This window comes from Candidatus Poriferisodalis sp. (genome assembly GCF_965203655.1).
GTDB lineage: Bacteria > Actinomycetota > Acidimicrobiia > Acidimicrobiales > Poriferisodalaceae > Poriferisodalis.
This window is the reverse complement of the sequence record NZ_CBDBDD010000005.1, coordinates 226,988-251,394: the sequence shown is the minus strand read 5'-3', so window position 1 is coordinate 251,394 and position 24,407 is coordinate 226,988. Positions and strand designations below refer to the sequence as shown.

17 protein-coding genes are annotated in these 24,407 nt (G+C 66.8%); 14 read left to right on the top strand and 3 right to left on the bottom strand.

Annotated elements, in window-relative coordinates; genetic code table 11:
• The first annotated feature begins 157 nt into the window (after positions 1 to 157).
• On the top strand, positions 158 to 2,983 hold the full coding sequence (locus ACOGW9_RS05460) for a vitamin B12-dependent ribonucleotide reductase (RefSeq protein WP_419909327.1): 2,826 nt from the start codon (positions 158 to 160) through the stop codon (positions 2,981 to 2,983).
• On the opposite strand, the gene hemH is transcribed toward ACOGW9_RS05460, so the two are convergent.
• Positions 2,980 to 5,352: a ferrochelatase gene (hemH, locus tag ACOGW9_RS05455; RefSeq protein WP_419909126.1), complete on the bottom strand. Its 2,373-nt coding sequence runs from the start codon at positions 5,350 to 5,352 to the stop codon at positions 2,980 to 2,982. The two genes, ACOGW9_RS05460 and hemH, sit on opposite strands and share 4 nt — an antisense overlap.
• 126 nt (positions 5,353 to 5,478) lie before the next feature.
• On the opposite strand from hemH, the gene ACOGW9_RS05450 reads away from it, so the two are divergent.
• From ACOGW9_RS05450 to era, 5 genes are all read left to right on the top strand, one after another.
• Positions 5,479 to 5,730, top strand: a complete 252-nt coding sequence (locus tag ACOGW9_RS05450; RefSeq protein ID WP_419909124.1) for a DUF3039 domain-containing protein — start codon at positions 5,479 to 5,481, stop codon at positions 5,728 to 5,730.
• A 160-nt stretch (positions 5,731 to 5,890) separates the two neighbouring features.
• Complete coding sequence (locus tag ACOGW9_RS05445; RefSeq protein WP_419909122.1) at positions 5,891 to 6,865, top strand: PhoH family protein; 975 nt, start codon at positions 5,891 to 5,893, stop codon at positions 6,863 to 6,865.
• Positions 6,858 to 7,379, top strand: a complete 522-nt coding sequence (gene ybeY, locus ACOGW9_RS05440) for an rRNA maturation RNase YbeY (protein WP_419909120.1) — start codon at positions 6,858 to 6,860, stop codon at positions 7,377 to 7,379. Before ACOGW9_RS05445 ends, ybeY begins: the two co-directional genes overlap by 8 nt.
• Positions 7,376 to 8,734, top strand: coding sequence for a hemolysin family protein (locus tag ACOGW9_RS05435; protein ID WP_419909118.1), 1,359 nt, complete (start codon positions 7,376 to 7,378; stop codon positions 8,732 to 8,734). Before ybeY ends, ACOGW9_RS05435 begins: the two co-directional genes overlap by 4 nt.
• A 14-nt stretch (positions 8,735 to 8,748) precedes the next feature.
• Positions 8,749 to 9,627, top strand: coding sequence for a GTPase Era (era, locus tag ACOGW9_RS05430; RefSeq protein WP_419909116.1), 879 nt, complete (start codon positions 8,749 to 8,751; stop codon positions 9,625 to 9,627).
• A gap of 9 nt (positions 9,628 to 9,636) precedes the next feature.
• Here era and ACOGW9_RS05425 read toward each other — a convergent pair whose 3' ends face one another.
• On the bottom strand, positions 9,637 to 11,586 hold the full coding sequence (locus ACOGW9_RS05425; RefSeq protein WP_419909114.1) for an ATP-dependent DNA helicase: 1,950 nt from the start codon (positions 11,584 to 11,586) through the stop codon (positions 9,637 to 9,639).
• A 41-nt stretch (positions 11,587 to 11,627) separates the two neighbouring features.
• Here ACOGW9_RS05425 and uppS point away from each other — a divergent pair, with 41 nt between their 5' ends.
• Positions 11,628 to 12,350 (top strand): polyprenyl diphosphate synthase, encoded by a 723-nt coding sequence (gene uppS / locus ACOGW9_RS05420; RefSeq protein WP_419909112.1) that lies wholly within the window; start codon positions 11,628 to 11,630, stop codon positions 12,348 to 12,350.
• Between the two features lie 72 nt (positions 12,351 to 12,422).
• The gene (gene recO / locus ACOGW9_RS05415; RefSeq protein WP_419909325.1) at positions 12,423 to 13,139 is read left to right on the top strand and encodes a DNA repair protein RecO; all 717 of its coding nucleotides are present in this window, start codon (positions 12,423 to 12,425) and stop codon (positions 13,137 to 13,139) included.
• 73 nt (positions 13,140 to 13,212) lie between these two features.
• Here the strand turns inward: recO and ACOGW9_RS05410 are convergent, their stop codons facing one another.
• On the bottom strand, positions 13,213 to 13,647 hold the full coding sequence (locus ACOGW9_RS05410) for a hypothetical protein (RefSeq protein WP_419909110.1): 435 nt from the start codon (positions 13,645 to 13,647) through the stop codon (positions 13,213 to 13,215).
• A 107-nt stretch (positions 13,648 to 13,754) separates the two neighbouring features.
• Here ACOGW9_RS05410 and ACOGW9_RS05405 point away from each other — a divergent pair, with 107 nt between their 5' ends.
• The 6 genes from ACOGW9_RS05405 to ACOGW9_RS05380 all read left to right on the top strand — a co-directional run bounded on the left by ACOGW9_RS05405 (position 13,755) and on the right by ACOGW9_RS05380 (position 24,378).
• Positions 13,755 to 15,104, top strand: coding sequence for a glycine--tRNA ligase (locus ACOGW9_RS05405; RefSeq protein WP_419909108.1), 1,350 nt, complete (start codon positions 13,755 to 13,757; stop codon positions 15,102 to 15,104).
• Between the two features lie 178 nt (positions 15,105 to 15,282).
• Complete coding sequence (locus ACOGW9_RS05400) at positions 15,283 to 16,767, top strand: putative PEP-binding protein (RefSeq protein WP_419909106.1); 1,485 nt, start codon at positions 15,283 to 15,285, stop codon at positions 16,765 to 16,767.
• 146 nt (positions 16,768 to 16,913) lie between these two features.
• Entirely contained in the window at positions 16,914 to 17,177 is a 264-nt protein-coding gene (locus tag ACOGW9_RS05395) for a hypothetical protein (protein WP_419909104.1), read from the top strand.
• A gap of 11 nt (positions 17,178 to 17,188) precedes the next feature.
• A complete protein-coding gene (locus ACOGW9_RS05390; protein ID WP_419909102.1) occupies positions 17,189 to 17,587 on the top strand; it encodes a hypothetical protein in 399 nt (132 codons plus the stop codon).
• 74 nt (positions 17,588 to 17,661) lie between these two features.
• Positions 17,662 to 19,794 carry a DNA primase gene (gene dnaG / locus ACOGW9_RS05385; RefSeq protein WP_419909100.1) on the top strand — a complete coding sequence of 711 codons (2,133 nt, stop codon included), beginning with the start codon at positions 17,662 to 17,664 and terminating at the stop codon, positions 19,792 to 19,794.
• Between the two features lie 84 nt (positions 19,795 to 19,878).
• Entirely contained in the window at positions 19,879 to 24,378 is a 4,500-nt protein-coding gene (locus ACOGW9_RS05380) for a RecQ family ATP-dependent DNA helicase (RefSeq protein ID WP_419909098.1), read from the top strand.
• Positions 24,379 to 24,407 lie beyond the last annotated feature (29 nt).

The following is a 24,407-nucleotide window of genomic DNA, read 5'->3' as shown; positions in this document are numbered from 1 at the left end:
CAGAGCAAGCTCTGCATGACGGCATTTGCCCACAAGGGCTGTGGACAACTTGTCCACAGCCCTGCACAGTTGTACACAGGAATATCCCCATGAACGCCTCGATGTCGACCCCTTTTGTTCCACAGGGCCGAAGCCATAAGGTCGCGGGCTCGTGGCGATGACAGAAGCGCAGCGGGTGCAGGGCCCCAGCCCCGGCAGCGGGCCTCTGGGCGCGCCGCTGCGGCTGCGCCGGCACTTCACGACGGCCGGCACGCACCCGTACGACACGGTGACGTGGGAGCGCCACGACGCCTCGATCACCAACGCGACCGACGGCACGGTGGCGTTCGCCCAGCCCGACGTCGAATTCCCGGCCGACTGGAGCCCCACGGCGGTCAACATCGTGGCGCAGAAGTACTTCCGCGGCACGCTCGGCACACCTGAACGCGAGCGGTCGTTGCGACAGGTCATCGACCGCGTGGCAGGCACCATCACCCGCTGGGCGTCCGACGACGGCTGTTTCTCCTCGCCCGACGAGGAGGCGATCTTCGAGGCCGAGCTTTCATGGCTGCTGCTGCATCAGCGCGTCGCCTTCAACAGCCCGGTGTGGTTCAACATCGGCGTGAATGGCGTACCGCAACAGGCTTCAGCGTGCTTCATCCTCGCGGTCTCCGACGAGATGGAATCCATCTTGGAGTGGTACGTCACCGAGGGCCGCATCTTCAAGGGCGGCTCCGGCGCCGGCGTCAATCTCTCGCTACTGCGGGCGTCGTCCGAACCGCTGTCAGGTGGCGGCACGGCCAGCGGACCGGTCAGCTTCATGCGCGGTGCCGACGCGTCGGCAGGCACGATCCGCAGCGGCGGTAAGACTCGGCGCGCCGCCAAGATGGTGCTGCTCGACGCCGACCACCCTGACATCGAGGCGTTCGTGTGGTGCAAGGCGCGTGAGGAGCGCAAGGCACGAGCCCTCGCCGCGGCCGGCTTCGACATGGATCTCGACGGTGCCGATTCGTTCTCGATCCAGTACCAGAACGCCAACAACTCGGTGCGGCTGTCCGACGAGTTCATGGCGGCGGTGGAGAACGACACCTCGTGGGAGCTGCGTGCGCGTACCGGCGGCGAGATCACCTCGGTGGTGGGGGCGCGTGAGCTGCTCCGCCAGATCGCCCAGGCGGCGTGGGAGTGCGCCGATCCCGGCGTGCAGTTCTCGACCACGATCAACGACTGGCACACCGCGCCGGCTCATGGCCCGATCAGTGCCAGCAACCCGTGCAGCGAGTACGTCCATCTGGACAATTCGGCCTGCAACCTGGCCAGCGTCAACCTGCTGCCGTTCTTCGGGGAAGGCGCGGGTCCCGAAGGTGGCTGCGAGTTCGACATCGAGGGCTTGCGTCAGGCGGTGCGCATCACGTTCATCGCCCAGGACGTGCTGGTGAGCCACGCGGACTACCCGACAGCACTCATCGGCGAGACGTCTCGCAACTTCCGCCAGCTCGGCCTGGGCTTCACCAACCTGGGCGCGCTGCTGATGGCCGCCGGCGCCCCTTATGACTCGCCGCCGGCCCGGGCACTTGCGGCAACGGTCACTGCGCTGATCTGCGGCGAGGCATACGCCACCTCCGCCGATCTGGCGGCGCGTCTGAGCCCCTTCGACGGCTTCGCTGCGAATGCCGGGGCGATGGCCGGCGTCCTGCGTCGGCACCGTGGTGCGCTCGAGCGCATCGAGCCGATCTCGGCCGAGATCGGTGCTGTCCCGACGGCGTCCGGCTTGGGCGCTCTGACCGAACAGATGCGCTCTGCTGCACGCGAGCGTTGGGATCACGCCGTGGCCGGATGTGATGCCCACGGTGTGCGGAACTCGCAGGCGACGGTGATCGCGCCCACGGGAACAATCTCGTTCATGATGGACTGTGACACCACCGGCATCGAGCCCGACCTCGGCCTGGTGAAGCACAAGAAGCTGGTCGGCGGCGGCGACCTGCGCATCGTCAACTCGACGGTGCCGGTGGCTCTGGGGCGCCTGGGCTACTCCCTGTCGGAGATTGCCGACGTCGAGGCTCACATCCTCCAGAACGGTCGCATCGCCGGGGCCCCTCACCTTGCGGATGACCATCTCGCAGTGTTCGCCTGCTCGATCGGCGACGACGCGATCTCACCCCGTGGCCATGTCGCGATGATGGCTGCATGCCAGCCGTTCGTCTCGGGCGCGATCTCCAAGACGGTCAACTTGGCAGAGGACGCCACCGTCGCCGACATCGAGGACCTGTTCATCGAATCGTGGCGGCTCGGGCTCAAGGCCGTGGCGATCTATCGCGACAACTGCAAGGTATCCCAGCCGCTGTCGGTCGGGCCGGCGGCATCGGGAGCCGATGCTCCCGCAGCGGCTGCTGCGGCGCTGCAGGGGGCGGTGGTGCCGCCGCGCAACCGGCTGCCTCGCAGGCGCCGGTCACGCACGTTCTCGTTCCGGGTCACCGACTGCCATGGTTTCATGACCGTCGGCGAGTACGACGACGGCCGGCCCGGCGAGATCTTCCTCACCGTGGCCAAGCAGGGCTCGACGCTGGCCGGGATCATGGATGCCTTCGCGATCTCGGTGAGCCACGGCTTGCAGCACGGGGTGCCGTTGCGCTCCTACGTCGAGGCGTTCACCAACATGCGATTCGAGCCCGCCGGGCTCACCGACGATCCCGAGCTGCGGATCGCCACCAGCATCGTCGACTACATCTTCCGCCGTCTCGCGCTCGAATACCTGTCGTTCGACGAGCGCAGCGAGCTGGGGGTGCTCAGCGTGGACGAACGTACCGATCCGCCGCTGCCCGGCCTCGAGAGTGCCTCGGTCCCCACAGCCATCGGTGCTGAGCCCGCACCCGATCCGCCGTCGCAGCCTCCCGAGCCGGCCGGGCACCGCGATGCACCGCTGTGCATGACGTGCGGCGATCGGATGGTGCGTGCCGGCTCGTGCTTTGCCTGCCGGTCCTGCGGGGCAACTAGCGGCTGTGGCTAGCTGGCTGGCTGGCTAGGGACACAGCATCCGGGGGCGCAGCTGTCAGGCCGCGGGCCGAGACGTCCGACCGCGGGCCGATCGCTGCGCAGACCGGCTGTCTCCTCGACGAGGTCGACGAGTGCCTCGACGAACAGCGGGTGGGTGCCGACCGTGCGGGCACGCACCATGGTGATGCCCGCCCGCGCTGCGGCGAATCGTGCCCGGGTGTCGAGGTCGACCAGTACCTCCATGTGATCGGAAACGAATCCGAGCGGCACGGTGAGGACCGAACCGACCCCCTCGGACCCAAGCTCGACCAAGCGGTCGCTGACGTCGGGCTCCAGCCACGGCACCTGCGGCGGGCCGCTGCGTGACTGGTACACGATCTCTGTCTCGCCGGTGAGCCCGGCCGCAGCAGCAACGGATTCGGCCACATCAGCCAATTGGGCTTCGTAGTCACACGCCGCCGCCATCGGTACAGGCACGCTGTGCGCGGTGAACAGGGTGTGCACGCCGTCGCGCAGGTGCGCGCCGTCGACTGCCTCGCGAATGCGCCCGGTCATGGCGTTCGCGAATCCGGGGTGATTGCCGTAGACGCGGACCCGTGTGAGCCTCGGTGCCCCGTCCACCTCGGCAGCGGCTCGGGCCAGATCCTCGTGGTACTGGCGGCAGCCCGAGTACGAGCTGAATGCGGAGGTGACGATGACGGCTGCGTTCCGTCGGCCCTCGGCGGCCATCTGGCGGACTGTGTCGGCAAGGTAGGGGTGCCAGTTCCGGTTGCCCCAGTAGCAGGCGAGCGGTGTACCCCTGCGGGCGAGCTCTCCCGACAGGGCCGCCAGCAGTGAGCGGTTCTGCTCGTTGATCGGGCTCACGCCGCCGTGACGCAGGTACTGCTTCTCGACCTGTGCGAGCCGCTCGGGCGGAACATCGCGTCCGCGGGTCACATTCTCCAAGAAGGGCCGGACGTCGTCGGGGCCTTCGGGGCCGCCGAACGACAGCAGCAGCACCGAGTCGATCGACGCGGGCCCCAGTGCCGCCTGGGCTGGGGCAGCCCGCATCGGCTGCACCGTCACCGGCTTGCTGGGTCTGACTGTCGCCGCGGGCATCGCATCGCCCGGCCGAGCCGCAGGCCCAGATGCGGGCCGCGTGCGAGGCGCCGCTGGGGGAGATGCTGCGCCGCCGCCGACCGTCGCGAGCGGAACCGCGTGGGCTCTCGATGCGGCAATCAGCAACGGCACAGACGTGAGCGCAACGATCATCGCCGCCACGATGGTCACGCGAAAGCCGGCGTTGTCGATCAGCAGCCCGGCCAGGGGAGGCCCGGCGAGCCCCCCGACGCCGGCTGCGGTATACAGCGCGCCCAACACGCCGCCGAGACCGGCGAGTCCGAAGAGCTCGGCGGCGACCGCGGGGGACAGCGCGATGAACCCGCCGTAGCTGCAGCCCATCACCAGCGTGTAGATCACGAGGACCGTGTAGTTGTCGCCGGCGAAGAGCCAGATCAAGTAGCTCAGCCCCATGATCGTGAAGGCGAGCTGGTACAGGCGCATGAGCGGCAGCACGGCCCCGAGCGCTCCGAGCAGCAGCCGTCCGAGCAGCGACGCGAGGCCGATGATGCTGATCAGCCACTGACCGCCGGGCTTGCCGAGGTCGTCGAGGTAGTCCTTGATGTAGATGATCGGGACGAACAGGCTGGAGCTCAGCAGCATCATGGAGAAATAGAGCAACGTGTAGCGCCGGTTGTGCATGAGCCTGCGCAGCGACGGCATCTCGCTCTGGGGCGCCACGTGGGGCGGTCGCCGAGCGGGGATCGCAGCCATGATGAGCAACCCCGTGGACGCGACAGCCAGCACTTGGTAGGTGTCCCGCCAGCCGTAGAGGTCGATGAGCCGTTCCGCCCCCCAGGCCCCGGCAAAGTGACCGAGTCCGATCCCGGCCACAGCGACACCCAGTGCTGCAGTGCGGTGGCGCTCGAACCATCCGCCGACCACCGAGACCATCGGGACATATGCGCACGCCACGCTGATCCCGACGCCTGCCACGTAGGACGTCATCGCTACCCACAGGCTCTGAGCCACGCTCGCAGCCCACAGGCCGGCCCCGAGGGCGATGGCGCCGGCAATCAGAACACGTCGGGGTCCGTAGCGATCGCCGAGGCGACCGGTGAACACACCGAGCACGAAGTAGAGGAACGTCGGAATCGCGAAGAGCAGCGAGGCCAGGCCGGTGCCGATGCCGAACTCGTCCCGGATGGAGCCGAGCACGACCCCGAAGCTGTAGGCCACGCCGAAGACGGCGAACGTCGCGAGCGATGCGGAGAGCGCGACCGTCCACCCGGCCGCTGAGTCCAGCCGGCCGCCGGGGGCGGGTGTGGAATTCGTCGTGGCCATGCTGGGTGTGGGCTGCCCTTCGGCGCACGCGTCGGCTGTCGATTCAGCAGCGGCGCGAGTGGGCAGATTACTGCCGTACCGTTGGCCCTGGCAGAAGCCGATGCCGTACTGAACGGGAGCAGCGCAGTGGCCGTACAGACTGTCGCCAGCAGTGGATCGGGTGCTCCCGATGTCATCGAGCGGCCCGACACTCGCGAGACCGAAGGCGATCACGATCGCTTCTCTCACTACGTCAACAAGACCGCGCTGACTCGCTCGGCCGTCAGCGGCGAGGCGGTCGTGGCGCTGTGCGGCAAGAAGTGGGTGCCCACCCGCGACGGCGAGCGCTTTCCGGTGTGCCCGGCGTGCAAGGAGATCTACGCCGGCCTGCGTTCGTAATGCGCGAAATTGGGCCGCGCGAAATAGGACAAGGACCGATCACCGGACGCGACTAGCCTTGAAGCCATCGTGACCGAACCAACCGTCGGCAAGCCTGATTGCCGTCTGTGCGCCATCGATTCATGAGCGCTGCGCCCCCGATTTACTGCGCCGGAGCCCAGTGACCGACACCCAGGTTCGGATACATGTTCCGGGCAATCACCTCATGGTCGGGGTGCTGGGCCAGCGCGATGAGCACCTGCGGCTCGTGGCCGATCATTTCGCAGATGCCGACATCCACGTGCGCGGCAACGAGATCACTGTTGCGGGACCCAGCGCCGCGCTCGTCGGACAGGTCTTCGAGGAGATGGTGCAAGTCCTCGAAGCCGGCCAGCGCATCGAGCCCGAGATGCTCGACCGCGTCATCGACATGGTCGAGGCCGATGAGAGCCCGAGCGACGTGCTGTCTGCCCCGATCGTGCGCGCTCCCAACGGCAGGGTGGTGAGGGCAAAGAGCGCCGGCCAGAAGCGATACGTGGAGATGATCCGCTCCAACATCGTGACGTTCGCGGTCGGGCCGGCCGGCACCGGCAAGACATGGCTGGCGGTGGCGCTTGCGGTCGACGCGCTGATGTCGAAGGCCGTGCGGCGCATCGTGCTCACCCGGCCTGCAGTGGAAGCGGGCGAGCGGCTCGGCTTCCTGCCGGGCGACCTGATGGCGAAGATCGACCCGTACCTGGCCCCGCTGTACGACTCGCTGTACGACATGCTCGACGTGGAGACCGCCGCCAAGCTGCTCGAGCGCAAGACGATCGACGTGGCGCCGCTCGCGTTCATGCGCGGCCGCACCCTCAATGACAGCTTCATCATCCTCGACGAGGCGCAGAACACCACACCCGAGCAGATGAAGATGTTCCTGACCCGCATCGGCTTCGGCTCCAAGGTGGTAGTGACCGGCGACCGCACACAGATCGATGTGCCCGGCGGCAAGAGCGGCTTGATCGACGTCGAACAGTCTCTGGATGGCATTCCCGGGCTTGCATTCGCGCGCCTCGGTAGGCGGGACATCACCCGGCATCGCATCGTCGGCGACATCGTGGCGGCATATGACCGGCGTGATGCACAACGCAACGGCAACGAGCGAACGCGTGACTGATGGCAGTGTCGTCGCCGACGGCGTGCTCATAGCGGATCGTCAGAACGACGTGCAGCTTGATCCGGGGCGCTACCGCGCACTGGTGCGGCAGGTGCTGGAAGCCGAAGGCGTGCCGCCGGGCACCGAGACCGCGGTGACGTTCGTGGGTCGCGACGAGATGGCGGAACTGAACGAATCACACATGGGCCACGCCGGGCCGACCGATGTGCTCGCGTTCCCGCTGGATCTCGTGCCGGGTCTGCGGGCGCACAACGATCCGAGTACTGGCACCGATCCGACTGGCCCAGCCCTAGCGGGCGACATCGTCGTGTGCCCCGCTGTCGCTGCGGTGAACGCTACAGCCAGCCGAGGTTCCCGCCCGGGACACGACGGCACCGTCACCGCGGAAATCGACCTGCTCGTCGTGCACGGTGTGCTGCACTTGCTCGGAATGGACCACGACGAGCCCGTGGCGACCGCTGCCATGCGCGCCCGCGAGGCTGAGCACTTGCGCAGTCTGTGGAGCCGCTCATGAACTGGGTGCTGGGCGCTGTCGCGGCTGCGATCCTGCTCACGGCGGCCATGTTCCTGCGCCTGATCGAGGCAACCTTCGTACGGCTGGGTCGAGCGCGCGCCTCCGGTCTGGACGAGTCCAACGGAAACGGCGAGCGTCACAACGGCGACCGCGACAACGGCCATCCGAGCGCCCCGCCGAAGGCCTCGCTGGAAGAGCTGGTTGAAGACCGCGAAGTCGTGCTGGGTCCCGTCTCGCTGCTGCGCGTCCTGACCCAGGTCACGCTGGTGGGCGGTGTCACCTGGGTCACTGCGAGCACCACCGGAACAGCCGGCATCATCGCAGCCATCGCTGTCACCACGGTGGCGCTCTTCGTGGTGACCGAAGCGCTGCCTCGCCGCTGGGGAGTCGAGGCGAACGACCGCATGGCGCGGGTGCTCGCGCCGGTTGCACGTGTCCTGAGCCGCGCCGCGCCGCTGGTCTGGCTGGCTCGTTTGCTGACCGCCCCCGCACGAGCGCTCGGCCCCGCAGCAACAGAGAGCGACAGCGGCGAGATCACCGAGGACGAGCTGGTCGCACTGGCGTCTGCCGCAGCGCAGGCCAGCCTGATACGCGACGAAGAAGCCGCGTTGATCGGCCAGATCATGGAGCTGGACGACACGATCGTGCGCGCCGTGATGGTTCCACGACCTGACATGGTCACCGTGAGCTTGGACGACAGCGTTGCCGACGCTCTCGAGACGATCATCGACTCCGGCTTCACGAGGCTGCCCGTGATCGGCGACAGCGTGGATGACCTGCGAGGCATCGTGCTGGCGAAGGACCTGGTTGCGGCCCACCTGCACGGCGTGGCCGCCCCCGGATCAGCGCAGCCCGGACTGGAGCGGCCCGAAGGCATCGCACAGCACGACGATGAGGCGGCAACCTGCGCGCATGTGCTGCGCCCCGCCAACTTCGTTCCCGAAACAAAGCGGGTCGGCGATCTGATGCGTGAGATGCAGGAATCGAAGTCTCATCTGGCCATAGCCGTCGACGAGTACGGCGGCGTGGCAGGGCTGGTCACGCTGGAGGACATCATCGAGGAGCTAGTGGGCGAGATCGCCGACGAGTACGACGTCGACGAGGCGCTCGTCGAAGAGGTCGGCGACGGCGCGTTCATGTTCTCGGGCCGGCTGCCGGCGTCCCGGCTTGCCGAGGTGCTCGAGCTGCGCCTGCCCGAGGGCGACTGGGACACGGTCGGAGGGCTCGTGCTGGACCGAGCCGGACATGTGCCCGTGCCAGGCGAGACCGTCGAGCTCGACGGTTGGTGCTTGTCTGCTCTCGAAGTCGAGGGCCGGCGCATCAATCTCGTCGGGGCCCGCCGCGGCGCTAGCTAGCCGCCCTTCCAGCGATGCGCTCGGGCTTCGTGACCTTGGTCGGCAGGCCGAACGCAGGCAAGTCCACATTGCTGAACTGCCTCGTGGGCACCAAGGTCAGCATCACCTCTGACAAGCCCCAGACCACACGCTTGCGTGTGATGGGCGTGCGGCACCTGCCTGATGCCCAGATCGTGTTTGTGGACACTCCCGGCATCGGCAAGCCGGTCACGTCACTGGGCGAGCAATTGAATGAGACAGCCCGCACGGCGATCGCCGAACTGGAACCGCCCGACGTCATCTGCATGGTCCTCGACGCGACCGCGCCGCTGGGCCGAGGCGATCGTTTGATCTGGGAGTCACTGCCGGCGGGTGCCAAGACGGTGGTCGCCGTCACCAAGTGTGACCGGGCGTCGAAGGCGCAGATTGCCGAGCAGCTGGCCGCTGCCGCAGAATTCGACGCCGGCGCGTATTTCCCGGTGTCGGGACGCACAGGCGAGGGCACTGATGCCCTGCTGGAGCACTTCGTGGCAGGTCTTCCGGAGGGGCCGGCCTATTTCGGGCCCGAGAGCATCACCGACCTGCCCGAGGCGTGGCGCATCTCTGAGGCGGTGCGCGAGCAACTGCTGGCGCGGCTCGGCGATGAGCTCCCGTACAGCATCGCGGTGCGCGTCACCGAGTGGGAACCGAAGCGCATCCGCTGTGACATTGCTGTTGAGCGTCATTCCCAGAAGGGCATCGTGATCGGTTACCGAGGGGCCATGCTGCGTGAGGTCGGCACGGCGGCGCGGCGCGAGCTCGGCCTCGACGGCGTGTACCTGGAACTGCGGGTCCGTGTCGAGCCAGACTGGCAGCGCACCCCTGATGCAGTCGCCCGCATGCTCGCACCGGAGGCGCCCTTCAGCCCTGAGTAATGGGACGGCTCAGCTTCGGGTGATCTGCTGAGCCCGGATGGAAGCGAGGAATTCGATCGCTTCGGCCTGATCGACGCTGCGGCGCATAGGCGGCAGGGGATCGAGCAGGCGCGATCGGTAGCCGGCAGTTGCGAGCCGCGAGTCGAGCACCGCCACCACCCCGCGATCAGCAGTTGTGCGGATCAGCCGGCCCACACCCTGGGCCAGCATGTCTGCCGCGTTCGGCACGTCGACGGTCATGAAGGCATCGCTGCCGGCGGCCTCTCGCCGGGCTGCCGCGAGCGGCTCGTTGGGCCGCGTGAACGGGAGACGGTCGATCGCCAGCAGTGACAGGGCCGGTCCGGCGACGTCCACGCCCTGCCAGAAGCTCATCGTGCCGCACACCACCGTCGCGGCATCGTCGCCGAGCGCGTCGAGCAGTGCAGCGTTGGACAGTTCGCCTCCCTGGCGCAATACCCGGATGCCGCTGAATCGTTCGGTGAGCGCATCCGCCGTGTCATTGAGCGCTCGCCAGCTTGTGAACAGTGCGAGCGTGCGCCCGCCCACAGCGGTGACGAGTTCCGCCAACTCGTCGACCGCCGCTGCCCGGTAGGCATCGGAGGTGGGTGCGGGCAGATGCCGGGCGCAGTACAGCAGCGCGTTTGCGCGGTAGTCGAACGGGCTGTCCACCGAGAGATACGTGTGGTCAGCAGTGGGCACGCCGAGTCGCCCGACGACGTGCGGGCCGAGCGTCGCGCTGGTGAGAATTGACGATTGCCGTCCCCACAGCCGGCTTGCGAGCAGGTCTCCCACATCGAGCGGGGCGAGGCGGAGCCGGCCGCGGCCTTCGACCAGGATGACCGTTCCCTGCGGAGGGTCCAGCGCAGTTCGCAACGCGTTGAGCGACTCCGCTGCGAGCCGCCCGACGCGCAGTCGTTCCAGATCCGCTGCGTCGTCATTGTCCGTCGACCGCAGCTCCGTAGCAAGATCGGCGACCCTGCTGTCGGCGGCTTCGAGCAGGCTGGCCAGGTCACCGGTGATCGCCCCCAAGCGCGTGTCGCGCAGAGGGCCGAGCTCCTCGGCCAGACGGTTCGACACATCAGCGACGGCATCCGCAGTTGTGCCCGCGGCCCCCACCGCCCGCGCTTCGGTGGCCAGTCGCGTGAAACCCGCGGGTGTGATCTCGAATCCGGCCACTTGGGTGACGACAGGTTCGAGCTGGTGGGCCTCGTCGAAGACGACGGCGTCGTGCGGCCCGAACAGGTAGCCGTCGCCGAACAGGTCGATGCAGTACAGATGCTGGTTGGTGACCACGATCCCGGCCCTCGCTGAGCGGGCCCGGGCATCCTCGGCAAAGCAGCGGTGACCTTCGGGGCAACGGTCGGCGCCGATGCACTCGGTGCTGGTCACCGACACTGACGACCACACGCGCGCGTCGGGCGCGACCACCAGCTCCGAACGGTCGCCGGTACGCGTTCTGGGCACCCATTGCTCGATCTCGGCGAGTTGCTGCCGCCTGGCCAGCTCTGCGGCGGTCGCGACACCGCCCTCGAGCTCGAACTGCTGCTGGGCGTGCTCGCCGAAGCGATGGCGGCAGAGGTAGTTGTTGCGACCCTTGAGGACTTCCCAGCGGACGGGGCGTCCGAGTCGTTCGCTCATCCCGGCAGCCACGAGCGGAAGGTCCTTGCCGACGAGCTGATCCTGCAGCGCCAGGGTCGCGGTGGCGATCACGATGCGCTTGCCGCCAGCGGCAGCGAGCGCGGCAGGAATCAGGTAGGCGAGCGACTTGCCCACACCCGTGCCCGCCTGGCATAGCAGCGTGCCCCCGCCGCCCATCGCCTCACCCACCGCGGCTGCCATCTCGGCTTGGCCGTCGCGCCGCTCACCGCCGCCGGGAAGCCCTGCGATGACCTCGCCGAGTGCCGCAGCGGCATCGTCGGCGTCGGCTGCAGGGGCAAGATCCCATGGTTCGTCGGACATCTGCCTCCCTCCTTTCGCGCTCTGGTTCTACCCTGCGCAGTGTGAAGCGAGGTGCGGGAATCGACGTGTCGTGTCTGCCGACTCACGTGGCCTGTGTGATGGACGGCAACGGGCGCTGGGCGCAGGCGCGCGGGCTGCCGCGCACCGAAGGCCATGCTGCGGGCGAGGAAGCCCTGATCGACACCGTCGAGGGTGCGGCCGAGATCGGCTTGCCATGGCTCACCGTGTACGCGTTCAGCACCGAGAACTGGCGTCGCCCGCCGTCCGAGGTGCGCTTCCTCATGGGCTTCAACGAGTCGTTGCTGGTGCGTCGCAGCCATGAGCTGCACGAGAAAGACGTGCGGATCCGCTTCGTCGGCCGGCCTGACGCCCGTATCCCGCGTCGAGTGCGGGCACGCATCGACGAGGCCGTCGAGCTGACAGCGGCCAACACGGGCCTCACCTTCACGGTGGCGTTCAACTACGGCGGCAGGGCGGAGATCGTCGACGCTGCGGCCGGTCTGGTGCGCGCCGGCATCCCTGCAGACGAGGTCGACGAGGCTGCGCTCGTCAAGCATCTCTACGACGCCGAGATGCCCGAGGTCGACCTCATGATCCGGACCTCAGGCGAGAACCGGCTGTCGAACTTCCTGCTGTGGCAGATGGCCTACAGCGAGCTGGTGTTCACCGACACCCTCTGGCCGGACTTCCGGCGGGAGGACTTGTTCGACGCAATCTGCAAGTACCAAGCGCGTGACCGGCGATTCGGGGGCCTGAACCGCTGAGGTCGGGCGACCAGGGCGTCAGTCCGGCGCTCGCCGGCATTGAGGCACGATGACGAGGGGGTGTCCCCCCAAATGCAGTACCGGGATCGAGGAGTCGTGCTCCGCACGATCAAGCTCGGCGAAGCCGACCGGATCGTCACGATCATCACCTCGGGGCACGGCAAGGTTCGTGCGGTCGCAAAGGGAGCGCGGCGCACTCGAAGCAAGCTGGCCGGTCATGTCGAGCCGCTGCGGCATGTCGACCTGCATCTGTACCGGGGGCGCGGCGAGCTCGACATCGTGACCGGCGCGCTGACGCTGGACCGCTGGGGGAGCCTGCGTGACGATCTCGGCCGTCTGGGCACTGCGATGTCGCTGGCCGAGGCAGTCGATCAGATCGTGCACGACCGCGGCGAGGACCCGGTGCCGTACCAGATGCTGGTGGGGGCGCTGGGCCGCCTTGACCGTGGGGGTGCCGAGATGCTGCTGCCGGCATTCCTTCTGCGCCTCTTGGCTCATGAGGGCACCGCTCCGATGCTCGACGAGTGCGTTGTGGGCACCGGCTGCGACGGCGGCGCCATGGTGGCGTTCGATCCGGCGCTCGGCGGCGTGACCTGTGAGACCCATCGGCGAGGCCGCCCGCTGTCGCCCGGTGCGCTTGAGCTGTTGCGCTCGATCATGTCCGGGCAGGTCAACGCAGTTCTCGGAGCGCCGCCATCGGCAGACTCCCACGAAGCCGCGGCCGTCGTTACTCGCATGTGGGAGTACCACACGGACCGGCGCCTGCGGAGCACGGACCTGCTCGGCTGAGGCTCAGGCTGGCGCCGGTCCCAGGGAACTCAGTCCGGCGCCTGCGGAGCACGGACCTGCTCGGCTGAGCCGTCTAGCGGAAGATCCGGGGGCCGCCCTGGGGGTTGTTGACGCTCTCGTGGAGCCGCTTGAAGCGCTTTTCTGCACGTGTGCCAGCGGTTGAGCGCCACCACCTGCGGCCACGCCAGAATGCCCCGGCCAAGGCGAGCAGGGCCAGCACGACCTGCGTGCGAGCCAAGCTGCCGCACAACGGATGGCGGCTCTCAGGCGGGACATAGCGCTGGCCGCTGGCGAGTTCCGTCGCTCGGGCATCGGCGACTGCATCCCGCACCTCGTCAATGTCCACGTCGGGCGGGGCCAGGCTCAGCAGCGGGGTCGAGCAGGTCCAGTCGACCTCGCCCTCGCGAAGATCCTCATACGGCCCGTTCAACACCGGCAGCGGCAAGAACAGCACCGTTATCCCGAGGAACGCACACAGGCAGACCACTGTCGTGTCACGCAGCCTCATGGCCTTGATCCTAATGAGCGTCCTCATGGGGGCGTGCAGCCGCCGCGGCGTCCGCTTGGCGAAATTCGCCCCTATGCCTCGGCAGCCCGTCAGTACCCTTGCCGCCCGTGACGAGTACCTCCGGCGCCGAAGCCGAACAGCCGGACACCGATCCCGCGCTGTTCGACAAGATCGTCAATCTGTGCAAGCGCCGCGGCATCGTCTTCGGCTCCGCCGAGATCTACGGCGGTTTCCGCAGCGCCTACGACTACGGCCCGATCGGTGTTCAGCTCCTGCGCAACGTGAAGGATGCGTGGTGGCGCTCGATGGTCCAGTTGCGCAGCGACGTCGTGGGCCTGGACGCGTCCATCCTGGGCCCGCCCCAGATATGGGAGGCCTCGGGGCACCTCAAGAACTTCACCGACCCGCTGGTCGACTGCACCTATTGCAACACCCGCCACCGCCAGGACCAGCTCGACGACCCGGACGTGTGCCCTACGTGCGGCCGACGCGGCACGTTCACCGAGGCGCGGGCGTTCAACCTGATGTTCCGCACTCAGGCGGGGCCGGTCGAGGGCGCCGGTGCCGAGGTGTACCTGCGGCCCGAGACCGCCCAGGGCATGTTCGTCAACTTCAAGAACATCCTCGAGACGAGCCGCAAGCGCCCGCCGTTCGGCATCGCTCAGGTCGGCAAGTCGTTCCGCAACGAGATCACCCCGGGGAACTTCGTGTTCCGCACCCGCGAGTTCGAGCAGATGGAGCTGGAGTTCTTCGTGCCGCCAGACGACGCCCCGCAGTGGTACGAGTACTGGCTGGCCGAGCGGCTCGAGTGGTACGCCGACTTGGGGATTCCCACCAACCAACTGCGCCTGCGAGCCCATGACGCCGACGAGCTCAGCCACTACTCCAGCGGCACCAGCGATGTTGAGTTTCTGTTCCCGTGGGGCTGGGGCGAGCTGGAGGGCATCGCCAACCGCGGCGACTACGACCTGCGCCAGCACGCCGAGCACTCGGGTCAGAAGCTGGAGTACTTCGACCAGGCCAGCGGCGAACGGTACGTGCCGCACGTCATCGAGCCCGCGGCCGGCGCGACGCGAGCGCTCATGGCGTTCCTGCTCGCTGCGTACCGCACCGAGACCGTCAACGACGAAGTCCGAACGGTGCTGGGACTGCACCCGCGCCTGGCGCCGTACAAGGTTGCGGTGCTGCCGCTGTCACGCAAAGAGCCGCTCCCCGGGCTGGCAACCGAGGTGCTCGGGCTGTGCCAACCGCACTGGATGTGCGACTACGACGAAACCCAGGCCATCGGGCGCCGCTACCGCCGCCAAGACGAGATCGGCACGCCGCTGTGCGTGACCGTCGATTTCGACTCCATCGACGACCGCTGCGTGACCGTGCGAGACCGCGACACGATGGCCCAGGACCGTGTGCCGATCGGCGCTCTGGTCGAACATCTGACCGACCGCCTGGATCTCTGAGCGCCATGGCGGAAGCACGGAGGCTGCGCCGGCAGGCGAAGCCGTGGCCCGAGCGGCCCGTGAGCCCGTGTCCAATTGAATTCGGGAACAAGAGCGGCAAGTAATGGCGGCCCAGCAGCTGGGTGATCCGAGCAGCGCACGCTCGCGAGCGGGGCTGAGCGCTCGCCAGCAGCAGGCCGTGGACGAACTCAGCTTTGAGGAGCTGACCGCGGCTCTGCACCCGACGTTCACGGGCGGTGGCGGAGCGGTGCTGACGACCGGTCTGGCGGCGTCGCCGGGCGCAGCATCGGGGCTTGTGGCGGTCGGCTCGGACGTTGCGCTGGATTTCGCCGCGGCAGGCAGCACGGTGATCCTGGTTGCCACCGAAACAACGCCCGCCGATGTGGCTGCGATGGGTCTGTCGGCGGGGATCCTGACTTCTCGGGGCGGCATGGCGAGCCACGCTGCGGTGGTGGCACGGGGCTGGGGCATTCCCGCCGTGTGCGACGCCCGCGAGATCACGGTCGAAGCTGACAGCTTCGTTGTCGGCGAGCGGCGCATCGCAAACGGCACGCCGATCTCGATCGATGGGTCTACCGGCGAGGTGACGCTGGGAGACCGTGCGATCGCCGGGTCGGCTGTCGGCGAGGTCGGGGAAGGCTCGGGGCCGGTCTCTGCCCTCCCGGCGGAGATCGCTGAGGTGCTCGATTGGGCGGATCAGGTCGCGGCCGGCCGGTTCGCCGTGCTGGCCAACGCGGACACGGCGGCTGATGCGACGACGGCGCGGGCGCTCGGGGCGCAGGGCATCGGGCTGTGCCGCACCGAGCACATGTTCTTGGAGCCGGACCGGCTGGAGATCGTCCAGCACGTCGTGCTGCGAGGCCACGACGAGCATGTCGACGAGCTTGCAGCGGCCCAGCGAGCAGATTTTCGGGAGCTGCTGTCGGCCATGGACGGGCTGGCGGTCACCGTCCGGCTGCTCGATGCGCCCATGCACGAGTTCCTTGCCGGCGCAGATCCCGACGAAGCCGCACAGTGGCACGAGCACAACCCGATGCTCGGCGTGCGCGGCGTGCGGCTGGGTTTGCTCCGCCCCGAGCTCTATGCCGCGCAGGTGGAGGCGCTCGCAGGCGCCGTGTCCGATTGCCGTGCCGCAGGTGGCGATCCCCGCGTCGAGATCATGGTGCCCCTCGTGTCTACCGCTGCCGAGCTGACGGCCGCGGTCAACGCCGTACGTTCAGCGTGGGAAGGCGCAGATGCCGGCGGGACACCGCCGATCGGCACCATGATCGAAACGCCCCGCGCCTGTCTCATCGCTGGCCAGTTGGCAACCGGCGTATCGTTCGCCAGCTTCGGCACCAACGACCTCACCCAGATGACGTTCGGCTTCAGCCGCGATGACACGGCGGCGCAAGTCATAGCGCCCTACATCGCGGACGGACTGCTGGAGACCGATCCGTTCACCGGGCTGGACCGAGCCGGCGTCGGCGAGCTCGTGCGCATTGCCCTGGTGCGAGGGCGCGCAGCCAATCCAAGCCTGCGTGCCGGCATCTGCGGCGAGCACGGCGGCGACCCGGACAGCATCGATTTCGTTGTGCAAGCAGGGCTGGACTACGTGTCCTGCTCGCCCTACCGCGTGCCCATCGCACGCCTCGCCGCCGCCCAGGCGCTGCTTACCGCGTAGGCAGCGGCCAAGGGCGACCTGAGGACGACATTGCATTGTGCTGCAGCGAGAAATCGTGCGCCAGCAACCCGAGAATCCGTCCCCATCGGTACAAGAAATTGTCGTGCGTCGGGAGGGCAGCTGTGCCAAGGTGTGGATGTCGGCATGTGCCCGACGCGGAGCTGCGTATGCCTTCCCAAGCGCTGTCAAACCATGACGCCTACCAGCGCTTCCATCGTGAGCAGATGGAGGCCGACCACTTCGGAAAGATCGCCCTCCTGCACAACGGTGACGTGGTCGGTGTCTACGAGGACAGAGAGTCCGCCTACTCAGTTGGCATCACGCAGTACGGGCCGGGCGAGTTCTCGTTCGAAGAGATCGGCGCTCAGCCCATCTTCGTGAGCCTGCCCATGGTGGGCCAGGAGCGTTGAATGGACTGACAGTGGCCGTTCAGAACCGGCAGGTTCTGACCGAGACGCTCGTCGCCGCCACTCCCGAGGCCCAGGGCCGTCGATTCTTGGGGCTCGTTGACACGGGAAGCCAAAAATCAGCCGTGTCTGAGCGCGTCATCAACGCGGTGGAATTTGCGGGGAACCCAGTTGAGTACCTCGACGTAGGTGGAATTGGCAGCTCTGCCCAGTCGACACCCGCGTTCTGGCTCTGGCTGGGCAGCGAACTCGACCCGGGACACGGCCAGGTGGTCCCGCACGGTCGGCAACTTTCCGTGTGGCAACTGCCGCCGCCAGCGCCGCCCAACTTCGACGTGCTGCTGGGTATGGACTTCCTCAGCCTCTTCGAGCTTGTGCTCAACGATCGGACGTGCACGTTCAAGCGGAGCTAACAGATCATGTTGCTCGGCCGTGGTCACCTCCATCGCCCGAACGTGTCACAGGCGCTCACTAGCGTCATCATCAGATGAGTATTCGGGACTCCGACGTGCAGCGTGTGCGCGAAGCGACCGATCTTGTCGCGCTCATCGGCCGCCGGGTGAGCCTGAAGCGTGTCGGCAGCCGCCATGTGGGGCTGTGCCCGTTCCACACCGAGAAAACACCGTCGTTCAGCGTCGACCCTGCAAAGGGCTTCTACTACTGCTTCGGCTGCAAAGCCTCGGGCGATGCCATCACCTTCTTGCGTGAAACTGAGCACCTCGACTTCGCCGACGCAGTCGAGCAGCTCGCGGCAGCAGCGAACATCGAGCTCACCTACGACGCTCCCAGTGCGCAGCGCGCCAACCAGCGCCGCAAGGAGCTTCTGGACCTGCTCGAGCGCGCCGCCCGCTTCTATCACGAGCGCCTGATGAGTAGTCCCGATGCGGGTGAAGCGCGCGCCTACCTGCGACGGCGGGGCTACGACCGCGAGACTGTCGTGAAATGGAGATTGGGCTACGCGCCGCCACTGCGGGAGGAGTTGTGCCGGCACCTTGGTGCGCCAACAAGGCAGATTGTGGCGGCCGGGCTGGCCTATGCGGACGCACGGAACACGAGTGAACCGTCTCATGGCGTCCGAGCAGACTCCGAGGAGGAATTTGAGCCTGCCAACGCGTCTAGCGGTGCAGGAACCGAATACGCAGGCGCAGGGTCCGATTTCTTCAGGGACCGAATCATGTTCCCGATCTGCGATGCCAGCGGCCGGGTGGTGAGCTTTGCCGGCCGCCTGCTGCCCCGGCCGAACGAGCCAACGCCGAAGGGCCCGAAGTACAAGAACACGGCTGTCACCGACGTATACGACAAGAGCAGGGTGCTTTACGGCTTGAACCTTGCGAAGCAGCCCGCACGCAAAGCGGACCGGATCGTGGTGTGCGAGGGATACACCGATGTCATCGGCTGCGACCTCGCTGGGATCGCCGAGGCCGTTGCTACCTGCGGCACAGCGCTGACCAAGCAGCACGCCGAATCGCTCTCACGCTCCGCCAAGCGCATCGTGCTGGCCTTCGACGCAGACGCCGCAGGCCAGACCGCCGCTGAGCGAGTGCATCAGTGGGAACGCGAATACGGGCTTGACATCTTCGTCGCTGCGCTCCCCGCGGGTTCCGATCCGGGCGACCTGTCAGCAACGAACCCGCCGGCGTTGCGCCGTGCGCTGACCGAAGCACAACCCCTGCACGCCTTTCGCGCCGAGCGCATTCTGCGGCGGGCCGAACTGAACAGTCCCGGCGGGCGTGACCGGGCTGCAGACGCGGCAGCCGAAGTGCTCGCCGTCTATCCGGACGATGTGCTTCGCGATACCGACCTCGAACCGATCGCCAGCCGCATACCCATGACCGTGGAAGATCTGAGCCGCCGTGTTACGGAAGCTCGAAGGCGGTTGGCAGATCATCCGCCACCCACTCGACCGGCACCTCTCGAGGCCCCGCCACCACCTGACCCGGGCGACGACTACTTCGCTGTCGAGTACGGAGCGGATTGGGAGCCGTCGTATGAGTCCCGGCTCGGGGCTGTTGCGCTGCCGCTGGCTAGGCGCGTACAGGTGCGAATCGATCAAGCGAATCGGCACCGAGCCATGCGTGAGCGGGAGCTGCTGGAGGCCGCAATGGCCCCCGAAGGCGATGCTCTGTCCTTGATCAGTCCGGAACTGTTTGCCAGCGACGCTGGGAAGGAAGCATTCTTGCGCATCGCCGCCCGCAAGAGGACCGACACGGGCGTCGTGCCGCCCCTTGCCCAGTCGGGTATGGGCTGCGGGCCCGCACCACCCGACGAGCCCGATGACAGCGTGCGAGTTCTCCTACATTCAGCCACAGCAGGTGGCAATAATCTGTCATCGGCCGATGCGCTGGAACGGGTGGCGAATGAGCTGCGCCACTTCGTTGTCGACGCAATTCGCAGAGTAAATGAAGGCGCCGAAGTTCCCTTCGCTGCTCTTGGGCCAGATGCATCGGACGAAGAGCGGTACCACCATCGACGAGAATGGCTCCTCTGGCTCAGGGCGCGAGATAGTGAATTGCGTGACCCTCAGCATCAAGTTGGCGCTGCGCAGGTCGTCGCGAAGTGGATCAAAGGGGGACCTCCCTCTAGGAAAGGCGACTCGTCGGAAATGGCGCCAGCGCCGTGAACGCCTGGTCGGAGTTTGCGTTTACGGCAGTGCGCAGGTAGCGATTGCCTGCACGAGGCCCCATTTGGTCAAGATGTCCTAACCATGTCCGCCGGTGAAGAAGAACTATCGCGCGTTCTTGCGCTGGATCTGGAAGTCGCGCGTGACGGCGACCGCATCTACGCCCTTGCGGGCGTACGGGCAGACACGGGCCACAGCGTGGTGTGGGCCAAGAAGAGCCGAACCGTCGATCAGCCCGATGAGTGCGTCATTGCCTATGACGGCAACGAAGTCATCTGGACCAGGACGGCAAAGTCGGCCAATCAAGCACTCGCTGAACTCGACAACCTGGCTGAGGGAGCGAGCTGTGTCCTCGGTCACAATCTGATCCACTTCGACCTGCCTCGGCTGCAGGCCGCGGATCCTGAGTTGCAGCTGCTGACACTGCCTGCGTTGGACACGCTGTGGCTCAATCCGCTGGCATTCCCGCGCCACCCGTATCACAGCCTCGTCAAGCACTACAAGGATGCACGACTCGTTCGAAGTGACCTCAACGATCCCTATCTGGATGCGCAGCTCGCACTTCAGGTGCTGTCGGATCAACGGTCGGCATTGGCAGAGGCGCCTGCACCTCTGCTGACGGCATGGCACTGGCTCACAACCGGCAGGGAGCATTCGGCCGGTTTTGATCAATTCTTCTCCGCAATCCGCGGATCTTCACGACCTGATGTCGCCACAGCGCGCGAGGCGATCCGAAGCCCACTAGGCGGCCATACGTGTCGGACGCAGCTGCGTTGGGCGGTCGGCGACGCGGCTGAGCACGGTTGGGCGCTCGCATACGCGATGGCGTGGATCTGGGTGTCAGACGGGAATTCGGTGATGCCGCCATGGGTGCGCTACCAGTTTCCCGAGGCGGGACGGCTTGTAAGGCGCTTGCGCGACGAGGCCTGCAGTGATGATCGCTGCGCTTGGTGTCGCTGCCGCCACGACGCCACCAAGGAGCTCAAGCGCCTGTTCGGCTTCGACGCGTTTCGAGCCGAGCCCACGCTCCCCGAGACGGATCAGCCGATGCAGCAAGCGATCGTCCAAGCCGCCATGGGGGGCGAAGACGCATTGGCGATCCTGCCGACGGGCACCGGAAAGTCCCTGTGTTACCAGCTTCCGGCACTGTCCCGCTACGACAAGACGGGCGCGCTCACCGTGGTGCTCTCTCCGCTGGTGGCGCTCATGGCCGACCAGGTAGCAGGCCTCCAGAAGCTGGGGATCACCTCGTGTGTGACCGTCAACGGGCTGTTGTCGCTGCCCGAGCGCGTTGAAGCACTTGAGCGGGTGCGTCTTGGCGACGCAGCGATCTTGCTGATCTCCCCCGAGCAGCTGCGGAGCGTGTCGGTTCGTAATGCTCTGGCTCAGCGCGAGATCGGGGCCTGGGTGCTCGACGAGGCGCATTGCCTTTCGAAGTGGGGCCACGACTTTCGGCCTGACTACCGGTATGTGGGTCGTTTCATTCGCGAGCGAGCCGAGGATGAACGCACGCCTCCGGTGTTGTGCTTGACCGCGACCGCCAAGCCGGAGGTCAAGACCGAGATCTGTGAGTACTTCCGGGAGCAGCTGGGTGTCGACATGAAGGTGTTCGACGGTGGCAGCCGCCGCACGAACCTTGAGTTCATCGTGATGCCGACGTCAAGCCCCGCCAAGCGGCAAGACATCTTGGCGACGTTGCATCGTCACCTTCCGCAGCGCGCCGCAGGCGGGGCGATCGTGTACTGCGCGACCCGCAGACGAACCGAGGAGGTCGCCGATTTCCTCAAGGACCAAGGAGTCGCCGCCGATCGCTTCCACGCCGGTCTGCCGCCGGAAGAGAAGAAGACCGTTCAACAGCACTTCATCGAAGGCGAGCTTCGGGTCATCGCGGCCACGAACGCGTTCGGGATGGGCATCGACAAGCCCGACGTGCGATTGGTGATCCACGCGGACATCCCGTCGTCTCTGGAGAACTACCTGCAAGAAGCGGGCCGGGCCGGCCGGGACCAGCAAGAGGCCCACTGCGTGCTGCTCTACACCAAAGAAGATGTAGAGCGTCAATTCGGATTGTCGGCGAGGTCTCGACTCACCCGGCGGGAGATTCACGGCGTGCTGCGGGCGCTGCGTGCCTTGAATCGGCGTGGCGGCAAGCGCGGCGAGGTGGTTGCCACGCCGGGCGAGATCCTCATCGAAGACGAAGCGCAGGAGTTCCAGCGCGACTCGGCGACCGACGACACCCGCGTCCGCACAGCGGTTGCATGGCTGGAGGAAGCGGAATTGCTGGCCCGCGAAGAGAACCGAGTGATGGTGTTCCCATCGTCGCTGCGCGTCAGCACGGTGCAAGAAGCCAAGAGAATGCTCTCCGGTGCAGAACTCGACCCGGCCTACCGGCGAGCGCTCTTGTCGGTCGTCGGCAAGTTGATCGACGCGGATCCCGATGAGGGCATCTCCACCGACATGCTGATGGCGACGGCTGGGCTCGGCCCGGACCAGGTGTCGGTTGCACTTCACAACCTCGAACGGTACGGTCTCGCGACCAACGACACGGTCCTCACTGCCTTCGTTCATGTCGGAGTGCGCCGAGCTTCCCGCGGCCGCCTTACCGAAGCTGCAGGAATGGAGCGGCAGCTCATCGAGCAGACGCGCGAAATGGCGCCCGACATGGGGATCGGCGAATCGGCCCCGCTGAATCTGCGCGCCGCTTCCCAACACCTCCAAGATGCCGGGCTCACCGATGCGCGGCCTGAGCACGTGACCCGCATTTTGCAGGGTCTCGCCCGAGACGGGATCGGCCCGGGAGGCTCAGGCGGAAGTATCTCGCTGAGGAAGCACGGCCCCGAGAGTGTGTCAGTGACTCTCAGGCGAAGCTGGCATCAATTGGCTGGCATCGCGGGGCGTCGAAGGACAGCTGCCAGCACGCTGCTGGAACATCTCCTGGAAGAACTGCCTGCCGGAAGCCGGGGCAACGACCTACTCGTCGAGACGACATTGTGCAAGCTGCAGCACGCCATCGACGCAGCACTTCGAGCCGACCCCAGTCTCCAAGTCGGGTCCAAAGACGCCGACCGCAGGCTCATGGAGCGGGCCTCGCTCTGGCTGCACGAGCAGGAGGTGGTCAGGCTCAATCGAGGCTTGACAGTGTTCCGCTCGGCGATGACCATCACGCTCGAACCCGAGACACGTGGATTCTGGCAGTCGGACTTCGCCGAGCTGGCGCACCACTACGGCCGCTCCGTCCGACAGATCCACGTGATGGCCGAATATGCCGAGCAGGGCCTCGCCCGTATGGCCGACGCGGTGCGACTAGCGCTTGACTACTTCAGCTACGGCGACGACGAGTTCGTGAGTCGCTGGCTGTCTGGCCGGCGCGGCGAGATCGACCAGCAGACAACCTCGGAATCGTGGCAGGCGATCGTCGAGAGCCTGTCCAACCCACGGCAGCGGGCGCTGGTGGCAGACAACCGTGAAGCCACGAACGTGCTGGTACTCGCCGGCCCGGGCTCGGGCAAGACCAGAGTTCTGGTGCACCGCATCGCGTACTTGGTTCGAGCAAGGCGCGAGAATCCGCGGGGCATCTTGGCGCTTGCCTACAACCGGCACGCCGCTGCGGACATCCGACGACGCCTGCATGAGCTGATCGGCGACGACGCCAATGGCGTAATGGTGCTGACGTGTCATGCCCTTGCCATGCGACTGGTCGGCACCAGCTTCTCGGGCGCCGCTGCACAGTCCAGCAACAGCAGCTTCGACGAGCTCCTGAGCGAAGTGATGAGGAAGGCCATCGCGTTGCTGCGAGGCGACGAACTTGAACCGGACGAAGCGGAGGACTCACGTGTACGCCTGCTGGCCGGCTTTCGGTGGATTCTTGTGGATGAATACCAGGACATCGGTCACAACGAATACGAGCTGATCTCGGCACTGGCCGGACGGACAGCTCCCGACGCTGACACCCGCCTCACCATCTTCGGTGTCGGCGATGACGATCAGAACATCTACGCGTTCAATGGCACCTCGCCCGAGTTCATCCGCCGTTTCGAGGAGGACTACAGCGCGAGGCCCGCCTACCTGGTCGACAATTATCGCTCCAGCGGCCACATAATCAACGCCTCCAATGCGGTCATCGCACCAGCGGCATTGAGGATGAAGGCCGGTCACGCGATCCGCATCAACCGTGCCCGTCGAGGGGACCCGCCAGGCGGTCACTGGGAATCGCTCGACCCGATCGCGAACGGCAGGGTCCAGGTACTGCACCCGAGTGAGGACTCTTTCACCCAGGCGCAGGCCGCGATAGTCGAGCTGCGGCGCTTGGCAGGGTTGGCACCGGACTGGGACTGGACTCGCTGCGCCGTGATCGCTCGCGAGTGGAGTCACCTCGAGCCGGTCCGCAGCATCTGTGAGCAACTGGGCATCTCGGCGCAACTCGCCAACGAAGGCGATCTGAGTCTGTGGCACCTGCGCGAGACGCAAGCTCTAGTGCGGACGGTTCGGCAGCGCCGAGGCCTCGTCGACGGCTGCGATCTTCGCCGGTGGATCGCCAGCCAACAGAATGGGCCGTGGACCGACTTGCTGGCAGAAGCAATCTAGGAGCATGAGATCGAGACTGGCGGCGCCGA